Consider the following 12,509-nt stretch of genomic DNA (forward strand, 5'->3'; position numbering starts at 1 on the left):
ACCCGAGGACCTCGCCATGCTGTCATTCATTGTCGACGTATTGATCCGCACCGCCGATCTGCTGCTGGTGTCGGTCGGCCTGTCGACGCTCTATTCGCTGATCCGCTTTCCCAACATCGCGCATGTCCAGTACGCGATGCTCGGCGCATTCGCGACGCTCTGGCTGGAGCGCGCAGGGATGCCGTTCGCCCTCGCGACGGTCGTGTCCTGCGTGCTGGTCGGCACGGCCGCGACGCTGCTGAACCTGTTCGTGTTCGCGAGACTGCTGCGCTCCGGCAGCGCGGTGGCGATGATCGGCTCGCTCGCGATCTCGATGCTCGCGGTCGCGCTGGTGCTCGGCGTCGCCGGTTCACGGCCGCAGCAGTATGCGCAGGACGTGCATCCGCCGATGGTGATCGCCGGCGTCGCGCTGTCCGTGCCGCAGTTGGGCTCGATCGCATGCGGCGCCGGCGCGCTCGCGATATTCGCGGCACTGCTGTACCGCACCGGCCTCGGCCGGGCGATGCGCGCGCTCGCATCGAATCGCGCACTGGCGCTCGCGACCGGCATCGACGCGACCCGCGTGACCAACGTGATCACGTTCGCGAGCGGCGTGCTGGCGGCGCTCGGCGGCACGATGCTCGGCGCCACCGAGAGCGTGCACGTGAATCTCGGCTACGGGCTGCTGATCCCGGTGTTTTCCGCGGCGATCCTGGGCGGCCTCGGCAATCCGCTCGGGGCGGCAGCCGGTGCGCTGCTGATCGCGGTGGCCGAAACCGTCGCGTTGAACGTCGATTTCGGCGGGCTCGTCGACCGGCCGATGCAGTTCTTTCCGGTCGAGTACGTCGGCGCGGTGTCGTTCGCGATCCTGCTCGTCGCCCTGATCTTCCGGCCCTACGGCATCTTCGATCGGGAGGTACGACGTGTCTAGCTTCGTCATCCATCTGCTGACCGTCGGCTGCCTGTACGCGACGATGGCGCTCGGGCTGAACCTGCAGGCCGGCTATGCGGGGCTCGTCAATTTCGGCTTCATTGCGTTCAGCGGGCTCGGCGCGTACGCGGCCGGCATCGCGTCGCAGCTCGGCTGGCCGTTGCCTTCGGCGCTGGCGCTCGCGCTGGCCGCCGCGGGGGCGCTGGCGATCGTCGTCGCACGGCTCGGGCGACAGCTCTCCGCCGACTACTGGGGGATCGCGACGCTCGCGATCGCCGAGATCCTGCGCACGATCGCGCTCAACGAAAGCTGGCTGACCGGCGGCGCGCAAGGCATCGGCGGCATCGCGCCGCTGTTCCCCGGGCTGCGGGCGCCGTGGGCCGACCTCGCCTTTCTCGCGGTCACGGCCGGCTGCCTCGCGCTTACCTACGCGACCTACCGGCGCCTGACCGCGAGCCGCTTCGGCCGGGCGCTGAAGGTGATGCGCGAAGAGCCCGCGCTCGCCGTCTGCTTCGGCTACGATCCGCTCGCGCTGAAGACGCGCGCGAGCATCGCGGGGGCGCTTCCCGCCGCGCTCGCGGGGGCGCTCGCCGCGTGGTACATCGGCTATGTCGGGCCGGACGCGATGATCGCGTCCGAGACCTTCGCGCTCTGGACCGTCGTGATGGTCGGCGGCCTCGGCAGCCACGTGGGCGTGCTGGTCGGCACGCTGATCGTGCAGGCCGTCTACGCGCTGGCGCCGTTTCTCAAGGACTGGCTCGGGGTCGGCAGCGACCTGACCGGCGCGGTGCGGCTGGGTCTCGTCGGCCTGATGCTGCTCGCGTGCGTGCTCTGGCGCCCGCACGGGCTCGTGCCGGAACGCCTGGAGGTGCGGCCATGAGCGCGCTGCTCGATCTCGACGGCGTGACGATCCGCTACGGCGAGAACGTCGTCCTGTCCGGCGTCACGCTGTCGGTCGACGGCGGCGAGATCGTCGGACTGCTCGGCCCGAACGGCTCCGGCAAGAGCACCGCGCTCAACGCGATCACCGGCTTCGCGCCGCTCGCGGCGGGCGCGATCCGCTTCGACGGCCAGCGGATCGACGCGCTGTCGCCGCACCGGATCGCCCGGCTGGGGGTGCGCCGCACGTTCCAGTTGCCGTCGATGCCCGCGCGCATGTCGGTGCTCGAACTCGCGATGGCGGCTTCGTCCGCGCGCCACGGCATCGCCGCCGCCCTCTGGCGCGGCCGGGCGACGCGCGCGCTCGATGCCGATACCCGTGCACGGGCCGCCGCGCTGCTGGACGAGCTGAAACTGTCGGGCGTCGCGCACCTTTCCGCCGCGTCGATCTCCGGCGGCCAGAAGAAGCTGCTGGGCATCGCGTGCGCGATGATGACCGAGCCCAAGCTGCTGTTGCTCGACGAGCCGACCGCCGGCGTGCACCCGAACCTGCGCGGCGAATTGATCGACGCGCTGCAACGGATTCGCGAACAGGGCGTCACGCTGGTCGTCATCGAGCACGACATGCATTTCATCCGCGAGCTGTGCGACCGCTGTGTCGTGCTGGACCGCGGCGTGACGATCGCGAACTGCCGCCCGGCCGAGCTGGAGCGCAACCGTCGCGTACTCGATGCGTATCTCGGGCGCGCCCATGCCGCCCCTCGCCCGCTGGAGGCGTCATGATCGACGTGCGCGAACTCGTCGCCGGCTACACGCCCGAAGTCGACATCCTGCACGGCGTGTCGCTCACGGTCGGCGCGATCGACATCGTGACGATCCTCGGCCCGAACGGCTGCGGAAAATCGACGCTGCTGAAGGCGATCGCGGGCTTCGTGCTGCCGCGCGCCGGCAGCGTGACGATCCAGGGCACGGACGTGGCGCGCGTGCCGGTCCACCGCAAGATCCGCGAGTACGGCATCGGCTTCGTGCCGCAGACCGACAACGTGTTCGCGTCGCTGACCGTGCGGGAGAACCTGATGCTCGGCGGCCAGTCGATGTCGGCGTTTCCGCGCGAGGCGCGCATCGACGAGCTGTGCGAGCAGTACCCGGTGCTGCGGCGTCGCCACCGGTCGCTGGCGGGCGCGTTGTCCGGCGGCGAGCGGCAAATCGTGTCGCTCGCCCGCGCGCTGATGCCGCGCCCGGTGTTGCTGCTGCTCGACGAGCCGTCGGCGGGGCTGTCGCCGAAGATGGTCGACGAGGTGTTCGACGCGATCGTCCGGATGCGCGACACCGAGCATATCGCCGTGCTGATGGTCGAGCAGAATGCGATCGAGGCGCTGCGCATCGCGGATCGCGGCATCGTGCTGACGATGGGGCGCGTCGCGCTCGAAGGCTCCGCTGCCGAGTTGCTCGACAGCGACGAGATGCGGCGCCTGTACCTCGGCGGGAGGGCCGCATGAGCGGCGGGCGTGCCGCGCCGGCCGCCGGCGCATACGCCTCCGCGGCGGCGCGCCCCGTGCTCGTGATGGTCGCGCTCGCGTGCGGCTTCGTGATGGCCATGCTCGACGTGACGATCGTCAACGTCGCGCTGAAGGCCATGGAAACCAGCCTGTCGATGTCGCTGACCGCGCTGGTGTGGGTCGTCGATGCGTACACGCTCAGCTTCGCGGCGCTGCTGCTGCTCGGCGGCGCGCTCGCGAACCGCTACGGGTCGAAAGCCGTCTACGTCGCCGGGCTCGCGCTGTTCGTCGGCGCGTCGGTGCTGTGCGCGGCCGCGCAGTCCAGCGGCGCACTGGTCGCGGCGCGCCTCGCCCAGGGTGTCGGCGCGGCGCTATTCATGCCGAGTTCGCTGAGCCTGCTCACGCTCGCGTTCCCGCCGGGGCCGATGCGCACGCGGATGATCGGCATCTGGGGCGCGCTGGTGTCGGCCGCGATGGCGCTCGGGCCCTGCGTCGGCGGCGTGCTGGTCGACGCGATCGGCTGGCGCGGCATCTTCTGGGTGAACCTGCCGGTCGGGGCGGCCGGCCTGTGGCTCACGTACCGGCATATCGCGCGGGCGCCGCGTCATCCGGGCCCGTTGAACGCGCTCGGCCATCTGTTCGGCGCACTCGCGCTCGCCGCGCTGAGCTTCACGCTGATCGAAGGGCCCAGCGCCGGCTGGCGTTCGCCGTCGATCCTCGCCGGCGTGGCCGTGACGTTGGCCGCCACCGCGGCATTCGCGTTACGCGAGCGCTACGCGACCTCGCGCATCCTGTCGCCGGCGCTGCTCGCGAACCGGCGCTTCGTCGCGGGCAGCACGCTGGGCCTCGCGATCAACTTCGGCATTCTCGCCGAGATCTTCTTGTTGAGCCTCTATTTGCAGAACGTCCGCGGCGCGAGCGCGCTCGTCGCCGGATTCGAGCTGTTTCCGCTGATGGCGATGTTCGGCATCGGCAATCTCGCGTCCGCGAAGGTCAGCGCCCGGCTCGGCGCGCGCCGCACGCTGCTCACCGGGCTCGCGCTCGCCGCGCTCGGCAGCGTGGCGCTCGTCGGCGTCGCGGCGATGCCGTATCCGGTGCTGGCGCTGGCGGTCGGCCTCGCCAACTTCGGCGCCGGTCAGGCCATTCCGGCGATGAATCTCGTCGTGATGCAGTCGGCCGATGCGGCGGATGCGAATCTCGCCGCCGCGTCGCTGAACGCGAGCCGGCAGATCGGCTCGCTCGTCGGCATCGCGATCGCGTCGGTGATCCTGCACGTGGTTGACGATCCGGACCGCGCGACGGCCGTCGGCTTCGCGGTGATCGCCGCGCTGTACGCGCTCGGCTTCGCGATCGTGTTTCGTGCGATTCACGCCGGGCCTGCCGAGCAGTCATAGCCGGGCGCGCACGGGTATCGCCGGCAATCGGGCGCAATCGGGCGCAATCGGCGCATTCGGTGTATTCCGCGTATCACGCACGCATTTTTCCTCTTGCAGCGAGGGACCTCATGCAAACAGCGATTGGCCGTAAAGGACTGATTCTGGCGGGCGGCTCGGGCACCCGGCTCCATCCGCTCACGCATTCGGTATCGAAGCAGTTGATGCCGGTGTACGACAAACCGATGATCTATTACCCGCTCAGCACGATCATGCTGTCGGGCATCCGCGACGTGCTGATCATCTCGACGCCGCGTGATCTCGACGCGTTCCAGCAACTGCTCGGCGACGGCAGCCAGTGGGGCATGAGCTTTTCGTATGCGGTGCAGCCGAGCCCCGACGGGCTTGCCCAGGCGTTCGTGATCGGCGCGCCGTTCATCGGTCGCGACGCGGCGACGCTCGTGCTCGGCGACAACATCTATCACGGGCCCGCGCTGTCGTCGCTGCTGCAGCAAGCCGCCGCACGGACCGCCGGCGCGACCGTGTTCGGCTACTACGTGCGCGATCCGGAGCGCTACGGCGTCGTGTCGTTCGATGCGGATGGCCGCGCGATCGACCTCGAGGAGAAACCGCGCGAGCCGAAGTCGAACTACGCGGTCACCGGCCTCTATTTCTACGACAACGACGTCGTCGAACTGGCGAAGGCCGTGCGCCCGTCCGCGCGCGGCGAGCTGGAAATCACCGACCTGAACCTCGCGTATCTCGCGCGCGGTGCACTGAACGTCGAGCTACTCGGGCGCGGCTACGCATGGCTCGACACCGGCACGCACGAATCGCTGCTCGACGCGGCGAATTTCATCCAGGTGATGCAGGCGCGGCAGGGCCTGCAGATCGCGTGTCCCGAGGAAATCGCGTACCGGCTCGGCTGGATCGATGCGGAGCAGCTCGAAACGCTCGCCCACAAGCTCGCGAAAAGCGGTTACGGCCGCTATCTGCTCGATCTGCTGAGCAAGGAGGTCGCGGCATGACACGAGTGATCGAAACGCCGTTGCCCGGCGTGCTGCTGATCGAGCCCGGCGTGTTCGGCGATGCGCGCGGCTTTTTCGTCGAAAGCTTCCGGGCAAGCTGGTTGCGCGACGCAGGCGTCGACGCGACCTTCATCCAGGACAACCAGTCGCGCTCGCGTCGCGGCGTGCTGCGCGGGCTGCACTACCAGCGGGTGAATCCGCAAGGCAAATTGGTCCACGCCGCGCGCGGCGCGGTCTACGACGTCGCCGTCGACATCCGGCATGGCTCGCCGTTCTTCGGCTGCTGGTTCGGTGCGCAGCTCGACGACGTATCGCACCGCATGCTATGGATTCCGCCCGGCTTCGCGCACGGCTTTTGCGTGTTGTCCGACGAGGCCGATTTCGCGTACAAGTGCACGCAGTACTACGATCCCGATTCGGATGCGGGCGTGCGCTGGGACGATCCGGAGATCGGCATCGACTGGCCCGATCCCGGCGCGCCGTATCAGTTGTCGGACAAGGATCGGCGGCAACCCCCGCTCGCCGAATTGGCCGCCGGCGCGCCGGCGATGTTGCCAGCCTACGGGAGCGCGTGATGACGATCGTCGTGACCGGCGCGCTCGGCCAGGTCGGCCGCGAACTCGTGCTGCGCGCAGGCGAGCAGCCGCTCGTCGGGCTGTCGCGCGCCGCGCTCGACATCGCCGACGCAGACGCGGTGCGCCGCGCGCTCGACGAACAGCGCGCCACGCTCGTGATCAATGCCGCCGGATGGACCGCCGTCGACCGCGCGGAGGCCGAGCCCGACGCCGCGTGGCGGGCGAACCGCGACGGGCCGGCCGTGCTGGCCGACGCGTGCGCCGCGCGCGGCATTCCGTTGCTCCATCTGTCGACCGACTACGTGTTCGACGGCCGCCTGCCCGGCCCGTATGCGGAAACCGCCGCCGTCGCGCCGCTCGGCGTATACGGCCGGAGCAAGCTCGCGGGCGAGGAAGCGGTGCGCGAGCGACTGCCCGACCGTCATCTGATTCTGCGCGTCGCCTGGGTATTCGGCGCGCACGGCAGCAATTTCGTACGCACCATGCTGCGCCTGGCGCGCGAGCGCGAGGTCGTCGGCGTCGTCGCCGATCAGTACGGCGGCCCGACGCATGCCGGCGCGATCGCCGACGCGCTGCTGACGATCGCGGCGCGCTACCGGGCCGGTGAAGCGCTGCGCTGGGGCACCTATCACCTGTGCGGCACGCCCGTGACCACGTGGCACGGCTTCGCCGAAACGATCTTCACCGAGGCGCGGCGCACCGGCCTCATCGACCGCGTGCCGTGGGTCCGGCCGATCCGGACCGACGCCTATCCGTTGCCTGCGCCGAGACCGGCGAATTCCGCGCTCGACTGCAGCCTCCTGCGAGAACACTTCGGGGTCGAATCGCCTTCGTGGATCGCGGGTCTCACCGACGTGTTTGCCACCTGGAAGCGAAACCCATGAGCTATCGACCGAAACATGTTCTCGTGACGGGCGGCGCCGGTTTCATCGGCGCCAATTTTGTGCGTCACCTGCTCGAAAGCGACCCGCAGATCAGCGTCGTCACGCTCGATCTGCTGACCTATGCAGGCAGCCTCGACAATCTCGGCGACGACCTGCCGGGCGCCGATCGGCATCGCTTCGTCCTCGGCGACATCTGCGACCGACCGCTCGTCGAGTCGCTACTGCGCGACCATGCGATCGACACCGTGGTCCACTTCGCGGCCGAAAGCCACGTCGACCGCTCGATCGACGGTCCCGGCGAATTTGTCCGCACGAACGTGCTCGGCACCTGGACGCTGCTCGATGCGTGCCGCCAGATCTGGCTGAACGATCAGAAACTCGGCCGGGCCGACGCCCTCGCGCGACGGCGCTTTCACCATATCGGCACCGACGAGGTGTACGGTTCGCTGGGCCCCGACGACCCGCCGTTTTGCGAAACGACGCCGTATGCGCCGAATTCTCCGTACTCGGCCACCAAGGCAAGCTCGGATCACCTCGTGCGAGCGTATTTCCATACGTACGGCTTGCCCGTCACCACGACGAACTGCTCGAACAATTACGGGCCGCGCCAGCACGGCGAAAAGTTCATTCCGACCGTGATCCGTCATTGCGTCGAAGGCACCGACATCCCCGTGTACGGCGACGGCGCGAACGTACGCGACTGGCTGTACGTCGACGACCATTGCCGCGCGATCGATGCGGTCATCCGGCGCGGGACGATCGGCGAAACCTACACCGTCGGCGGCTGCAACGAATGGCGCAATGTCGACATCGTCGCGCTGATCTGTACGCTGCTCGACGCGCGACGGCCCGAACACGCGCCGCATGCGCGGCTCGTCCGGTTCGTCACCGATCGCGCCGGTCATGACCGGCGGTATGCGATCGATGCGGGCAAGCTCGCTCGCGAACTGCAATGGCGACCGGCGGAGAGCTTCGAAACGGGGATCGTGAAGACGCTGGATTGGTATCTATAGGCGGCTGCGCTCGGCCGGTGTATGTCGCGCCGTGCCGAGGGCCGAGGTCAATCGCCAAGCCGTGGTTGCTGACGGTATCGCGCAAACCTTTCTGTTTGAAAGCTTTGCGCGGCCCGCGCCTTGCTCACCTGCAACGTGCGCAACATCCCAGGTTGCGACCAAGGAGAGCAAGATGACACGCCGACAGCCCCAGGCAGACAAGCAGACAGGTAACGAGAAGCCCGCGGAGAAACGCGACGATGGGCAGCAGCAGACCTTCGAAACCGATATTTCGGAAACCGGCGACGACGGCACCACGGTGCGTCAGGCCGAGGTTCGCGAGGACGACTTGTCCGAAGTGAAGCCGCCGTCCGGGCCGTCGCGCTGAACCGATGGACGCGACGCGACGGCGCAGGTACGCCGCCGCGTCTTTTCCAGCGTGCCGTTGCAAATTCCGCCTTCTATCGCCGTGCTTTGATCCGCGCAGCGCCGGACATGTCGGCCCCCGCCATCGCGACGCCGATCATGCCGACGTCCCGACGATGAGTCTCCTGCAGGGCACCCGCACGTATCGACAGAATGCCGTCGCCCTCCCCCTTGAAATTCACTCGACGTATCCTATTTTAGGTATCGCTCAAGGCAGTCGCGGTTGACGCGCTGCGTGTTTCGATTTGTTAGTCAGCGACCCTGTCGCGGATGGACGAACTGGAGCGCGTGGTCCGGTTCGTCCCTTCGCACAGGGGCAACAGGAGCCAATCATGAGCGATATCTTCTTCCCCACCGATCTGCTGGCGGAATTCGACCGCCTGCAACGGCAGATGGCCAGCGTGTTCACGGGCTTTCCGGCCAGTCTGCGCGCCCCGCGGCCCGGTACGTTTCCACCGGTCAATATCGGCAGCACCGACGACACGATCGAGATCGTCGCGTTCGCGCCGGGTCTCGACCCCGCGAAGATCGACATCTCCGTCGATCGCCGGCTGCTGACGATCAGCGGCGAGCGCACAACCCCGGACGACGGCACGACCGACGACGAGCGGCGCATCTACGCGAACGAGCGGTTCATGGGCGCGTTCCGCCGCGTGGTCGAGCTGCCGCAGCATGCGGACCCCGACAAGATCGAGGCCCGCTATACGAACGGCTGCCTGACGATCAGCGTCGGCAAGTCGGAAGCCTCGAAGCCGCGGGCGATTACCGTCCAGTAAACAGCACGACGTCACGAACGCATGACGGAGGACATCATGAGTGACACGAACACGACCGAACTGACCACCCGTCCGGCCGAGACGCGAACGGCCGTGACGAACCGAGAAGCGGCTCAGCGCGACACGCCGCGCACGCGGATTGCGCCGGCCGTCGACATCGTCGAGGATGCGCACGGCATCACGTTGTACGCGGACCTGCCGGGCGTGCCGCGCGACAAGCTCGACGTCCGCGTGCACGACGGCAGCCTCGCCATCGAAGCGGAGGCCGTCATTCCGACGCCACCGGGCCTGCGTCTGCAGCATGGCGAAGTGCAGCATCCGCACTTCTCGCGCGCATTCACGCTGAGCCCGGATTTCGACGTGTCGCGCATCGACGCGCAACTGCGCGACGGCGTGCTGAAACTGAGCATCCCGCGACGCGAAGAAGCGAAGCCGCGGCGGATCCCGGTGACGACAGGGTGAGTGGACGCGCTGGGAGCGTTTCATCAACCCGGCGCGGTCCGCGCCGCTTGGCTTGCGCTCGCGGCGTGAAGTGCTGGCGCCCCGCTTCGGCGGCGGCGCCGGCGCCGCCGCGTCGTCACACATGTCGCATTTCCCTGCAGGAGGCATCTGATGCATACCAACAGGACGATCGAACATGGCGGATATACGGTCCGGGCCGTGGTCACCGACACGGAGACGGGCCGCTACTCGGCGGCGGCGATCCTCACGGATCGCGACGGTGAAACCCGGACGCTCGGCGTTGACGGCGACTTCGCCGATACCCGCGAAGCAAGTGACCAGGCGCTCGAACTCGCGCTTGCGTGGATTCAGCGACGGGCCGTCGTGTCGGACCGGTACGTGAGACGAAATCGCACCGGGCCGCACCGCGATTCGGGCGACGTACCGCACGCACGACGGCAAGCGTGACCTGGATCGCGCTTGCGATCGGTGACGGCCGGGCAGCCACGCCAGGCGAATGGGCTCGCCGCGCGCGGGCAGCCGGGTCGATCACCGACGCGCAACCCGCCACGCACCGGTATTTGACGGCCCGGTGACCGTCACCCGAGCCACGACCGGATATTCGCGCACATCGCGCTAGCCGAGATCCCGTACCGCTCGTGCAACGTCGGCAGCGCGCCCGCGGCGAGGTACGCATCCGGCAGCGCGATCTGCCGGAACGGCACCGCGACGCCGGCGCCGAGCAACGCGGTCGCGACCGCTTCGCCGAGCCCGCCGATCACCGTATGGTTCTCCGCGACGACGACCATGCGCCCTTTTCGCGCGGCCTCGCGGACCAGGGTCGCCGTATCGAGCGGCTTGATCGTCGGCACATGCAGCACGGCGACATCGACCCGATCGGCTTCGAGCGCCTTCGCCACCTCGAGCGCACGCATCGTCATGATCCCGGACGAGATCAGCAGCACGTCGTTGCCGTCGCGCAGCAGCTTGGCCTTGCCGAGCTCGAAACGGTAATCGTATTCGTCGAGCACGGCCGGCACGTTGCCGCGCAGCAGACGCGCGTACACCGGCCCCTTGTGCGCGGCGATGGCCGGCACCATCTGTTCGATGTCGAGCGCGTCGCACGGGTCGATCACGGTCATGTTCGGCATCGCGCGCATCAGCGCCAGATCCTCGGCGGCCTGGTGGCTCGGTCCATAGCCGGTCGTGAGCCCCGGCAATGCGCAGATCAGCTTCACGTCGAGATTGTCCTCGGCGATCGCCTGGTGAATGAAGTCGTACGCGCGGCGCGTCGCGAACACCGCATAGGTCGTGACGAACGGCTGCGCGCCTTCATGCGCGAACCCGGCGGCGGCCCCCATCAGCAGCTGTTCGGCCATGCCCATCTGGTAGTACCGCTCCGGGAATGCCTTCGCGAAGATGTGCAGGTCGGTGTACTTGCCGAGATCGGCCGTCATCCCGATCACGTTGGCGTTCGTGCGCGCGAGTTCGGTCAACGCATGGCCGAACGGCGCGGAGCGGGTTGCCTGCCCTTCGGCCGCGATGGAGGCGATCATCGCCGAGGTCTTCAGGCGCGGCTTGTTGTCGGCGGTGCTCATGCGTGTCTCCCTGCTTCGAGTGCGTCGAGCGCGAGTTGCCACTCGTGCGCATCGACCCGGATGAAATGGCTTTTCTCGCGTGCTTCGAGAAACGGCACGCCGCACCCCATCTTCGTGTCGCAGACGATGATGCGCGGCTGCGGCGCGTCGTGCCGGCGCGCATCGTCGAACGCACGTTTCACCGCGTCGATGTCGTTGCCGTCCACCCGTTGCACGTACCAGCCGAACGCCTCGAGCTTGTCGACCAGCGGCTCGAACGCCATGACCTGCGTCGACGGGCCGTCGGCCTGCTGGTTATTCACGTCGACGATTGCGATCAGGTTGTCGAGCTTCCAGTGCGCGGCCGACATCAGCCCTTCCCAGATCGCGCCTTCGTCGAGCTCGCCGTCCGAGAACAGCGTATAGACGAACGCATCGGAGCCCTTGCGCTTCAGGCCGAGACACCGGCCGACCGCGATCGTCAGCCCCTGCCCGAGCGAGCCGCCGGACATTTCCATGCCGGGCGTGTAGCTCGCCATGCCGGACATCGGCAAGCGGCTGTCGTCGCTGCCGTAGGTTTCGAGTTCCGCGGCCGGCAGGATGCCGGCTTCGAACAGCGCCGCGTACAGCGCGATCGCATAGTGCCCGTTCGACAGCAGGAAGCGGTCGCGCCCTTCCCAGTCGGGATCGTCGGCGCGATAGCGCATCGCGCCGAAATAGGCGACGGCCAGCACGTCGGCGATGTCGAGCGCCTGGCCGACATAGCCCTGCCCTTGCACTTCGCCCATCAGCACGGCGTTTCTTCGGATGCGGTACGCGCGCTCGGCGAGCGTGACCGCTTCATGGATGGTTTCGGTTTCCATCGATCGCTCCAGTATCGGGTCGGAAGGAATGCAAATGAATCGGCGGTGATCAGCGGTTCACGGATCGGGGCACGAGGAACACCAGCAGCGCGCCGGCCGTGATCGCGACGGAGATGAACACGAGCCCTGCGGTGGACTTGCCGGTCAGGTCGTTCAGCCAGCCGACGATCGCCGGCGAGAAGAAGCCCGCGAGGTTCGCGAAGCAGTTGACCGCGGCGATGCCCGCCGCCGCCGACATCCCGCCCAGCAACGCGGTCGGCAGCGACCAGAACTGCGACGACGACGC

Annotated in this window: 15 protein-coding genes and 1 pseudogene; 13 read left to right on the forward strand and 3 right to left on the reverse strand. The window is 68.3% G+C overall.

Going from position 1 to position 12,509, the window contains the following annotated elements; translation table 11 throughout:
* Positions 1–16 precede the first annotated feature (16 nt).
* The 13 genes from H3O04_RS05790 to H3O04_RS05850 all read left to right on the forward strand — a co-directional run bounded on the left by H3O04_RS05790 (position 17) and on the right by H3O04_RS05850 (position 10,251).
* Positions 17–910: a branched-chain amino acid ABC transporter permease gene (locus H3O04_RS05790; RefSeq protein WP_006481231.1), complete on the forward strand. Its 894-nt coding sequence runs from the start codon at positions 17–19 to the stop codon at positions 908–910.
* Positions 903–1,790: a branched-chain amino acid ABC transporter permease gene (locus H3O04_RS05795; RefSeq protein WP_011549808.1), complete on the forward strand. Its 888-nt coding sequence runs from the start codon at positions 903–905 to the stop codon at positions 1,788–1,790. Before H3O04_RS05790 ends, H3O04_RS05795 begins: the two co-directional genes overlap by 8 nt.
* Positions 1,787–2,572, forward strand: coding sequence for an ABC transporter ATP-binding protein (locus tag H3O04_RS05800; RefSeq protein WP_012336775.1), 786 nt, complete (start codon positions 1,787–1,789; stop codon positions 2,570–2,572). Before H3O04_RS05795 ends, H3O04_RS05800 begins: the two co-directional genes overlap by 4 nt.
* On the forward strand, positions 2,569–3,288 hold the full coding sequence (locus H3O04_RS05805; protein WP_011549810.1) for an ABC transporter ATP-binding protein: 720 nt from the start codon (positions 2,569–2,571) through the stop codon (positions 3,286–3,288). Before H3O04_RS05800 ends, H3O04_RS05805 begins: the two co-directional genes overlap by 4 nt.
* Positions 3,285–4,682, forward strand: a complete 1,398-nt coding sequence (locus tag H3O04_RS05810; protein ID WP_202587312.1) for an MFS transporter — start codon at positions 3,285–3,287, stop codon at positions 4,680–4,682. The genes H3O04_RS05805 and H3O04_RS05810 overlap by 4 nt, the downstream gene beginning before the upstream one ends.
* A 110-nt stretch (positions 4,683–4,792) precedes the next feature.
* Entirely contained in the window at positions 4,793–5,689 is an 897-nt protein-coding gene (gene rfbA, locus H3O04_RS05815; RefSeq protein WP_027806311.1) for a glucose-1-phosphate thymidylyltransferase RfbA, read from the forward strand.
* Positions 5,686–6,264, forward strand: coding sequence for a dTDP-4-dehydrorhamnose 3,5-epimerase (gene rfbC / locus H3O04_RS05820; protein WP_202587313.1), 579 nt, complete (start codon positions 5,686–5,688; stop codon positions 6,262–6,264). Before rfbA ends, rfbC begins: the two co-directional genes overlap by 4 nt.
* On the forward strand, positions 6,264–7,148 hold the full coding sequence (gene rfbD, locus H3O04_RS05825) for a dTDP-4-dehydrorhamnose reductase (RefSeq protein WP_034175476.1): 885 nt from the start codon (positions 6,264–6,266) through the stop codon (positions 7,146–7,148). Before rfbC ends, rfbD begins: the two co-directional genes overlap by 1 nt.
* Positions 7,145–8,161, forward strand: a complete 1,017-nt coding sequence (gene rfbB / locus H3O04_RS05830) for a dTDP-glucose 4,6-dehydratase (RefSeq protein WP_023474544.1) — start codon at positions 7,145–7,147, stop codon at positions 8,159–8,161. Before rfbD ends, rfbB begins: the two co-directional genes overlap by 4 nt.
* 172 nt (positions 8,162–8,333) lie before the next feature.
* Positions 8,334–8,528 carry a hypothetical protein gene (locus H3O04_RS05835; protein WP_202587314.1) on the forward strand — a complete coding sequence of 65 codons (195 nt, stop codon included), beginning with the start codon at positions 8,334–8,336 and terminating at the stop codon, positions 8,526–8,528.
* Between the two features lie 370 nt (positions 8,529–8,898).
* Positions 8,899–9,342 carry an Hsp20/alpha crystallin family protein gene (locus H3O04_RS05840; RefSeq protein WP_124591943.1) on the forward strand — a complete coding sequence of 148 codons (444 nt, stop codon included), beginning with the start codon at positions 8,899–8,901 and terminating at the stop codon, positions 9,340–9,342.
* Positions 9,343–9,378: 36 nt separating this feature from the next.
* On the forward strand, positions 9,379–9,804 hold the full coding sequence (locus H3O04_RS05845) for an Hsp20/alpha crystallin family protein (RefSeq protein WP_034175601.1): 426 nt from the start codon (positions 9,379–9,381) through the stop codon (positions 9,802–9,804).
* A 150-nt stretch (positions 9,805–9,954) separates the two neighbouring features.
* The gene (locus H3O04_RS05850; RefSeq protein WP_125381157.1) at positions 9,955–10,251 is read left to right on the forward strand and encodes a hypothetical protein; all 297 of its coding nucleotides are present in this window, start codon (positions 9,955–9,957) and stop codon (positions 10,249–10,251) included.
* A 131-nt stretch (positions 10,252–10,382) separates the two neighbouring features.
* Here H3O04_RS05850 and H3O04_RS05855 read toward each other — a convergent pair whose 3' ends face one another.
* The 3 genes and pseudogenes from H3O04_RS05855 to H3O04_RS05865 all read right to left on the reverse strand — a co-directional run.
* Positions 10,383–11,381 (reverse strand): transketolase family protein, encoded by a 999-nt coding sequence (locus tag H3O04_RS05855; protein ID WP_202587315.1) that lies wholly within the window; start codon positions 11,379–11,381, stop codon positions 10,383–10,385.
* Positions 11,378–12,223, reverse strand: coding sequence for a transketolase (locus H3O04_RS05860; protein WP_006481216.1), 846 nt, complete (start codon positions 12,221–12,223; stop codon positions 11,378–11,380). The genes H3O04_RS05855 and H3O04_RS05860 overlap by 4 nt, the downstream gene beginning before the upstream one ends.
* Before the next feature lie 49 nt (positions 12,224–12,272).
* Positions 12,273–12,509: pseudogene (locus H3O04_RS05865) on the reverse strand (MFS transporter); the annotation flags it as partial.

The sequence above is a fragment of the Burkholderia sp. KCJ3K979 genome (assembly GCF_016759955.1).
Classification (GTDB): Bacteria; Pseudomonadota; Gammaproteobacteria; order Burkholderiales; family Burkholderiaceae; genus Burkholderia; species Burkholderia orbicola.

What these genes read in the sequence shown, in the direction of transcription:
- H3O04_RS05850 (WP_125381157.1), top strand. Translation starts at nt 9,955, where the DNA reads ATGCATACCAACAGGACGATCGAACATGGCGGATATACGGTCCGGGCC.
- H3O04_RS05835 (WP_202587314.1), top strand. Translation starts at nt 8,334, where the DNA reads ATGACACGCCGACAGCCCCAGGCAGACAAGCAGACAGGTAACGAGAAG.
- H3O04_RS05860 (WP_006481216.1), bottom strand. Translation starts at nt 12,223, where the DNA reads ATGGAAACCGAAACCATCCATGAAGCGGTCACGCTCGCCGAGCGCGCG.
- H3O04_RS05805 (WP_011549810.1), top strand. Translation starts at nt 2,569, where the DNA reads ATGATCGACGTGCGCGAACTCGTCGCCGGCTACACGCCCGAAGTCGAC.
- rfbD (WP_034175476.1), top strand. Translation starts at nt 6,264, where the DNA reads ATGACGATCGTCGTGACCGGCGCGCTCGGCCAGGTCGGCCGCGAACTC.
- H3O04_RS05790 (WP_006481231.1), top strand. Translation starts at nt 17, where the DNA reads ATGCTGTCATTCATTGTCGACGTATTGATCCGCACCGCCGATCTGCTG.
- rfbA (WP_027806311.1), top strand. Translation starts at nt 4,793, where the DNA reads ATGCAAACAGCGATTGGCCGTAAAGGACTGATTCTGGCGGGCGGCTCG.
- H3O04_RS05810 (WP_202587312.1), top strand. Translation starts at nt 3,285, where the DNA reads ATGAGCGGCGGGCGTGCCGCGCCGGCCGCCGGCGCATACGCCTCCGCG.
- H3O04_RS05845 (WP_034175601.1), top strand. Translation starts at nt 9,379, where the DNA reads ATGAGTGACACGAACACGACCGAACTGACCACCCGTCCGGCCGAGACG.
- rfbB (WP_023474544.1), top strand. Translation starts at nt 7,145, where the DNA reads ATGAGCTATCGACCGAAACATGTTCTCGTGACGGGCGGCGCCGGTTTC.
- rfbC (WP_202587313.1), top strand. Translation starts at nt 5,686, where the DNA reads ATGACACGAGTGATCGAAACGCCGTTGCCCGGCGTGCTGCTGATCGAG.
- H3O04_RS05800 (WP_012336775.1), top strand. Translation starts at nt 1,787, where the DNA reads ATGAGCGCGCTGCTCGATCTCGACGGCGTGACGATCCGCTACGGCGAG.
- H3O04_RS05855 (WP_202587315.1), bottom strand. Translation starts at nt 11,381, where the DNA reads ATGAGCACCGCCGACAACAAGCCGCGCCTGAAGACCTCGGCGATGATC.
- H3O04_RS05840 (WP_124591943.1), top strand. Translation starts at nt 8,899, where the DNA reads ATGAGCGATATCTTCTTCCCCACCGATCTGCTGGCGGAATTCGACCGC.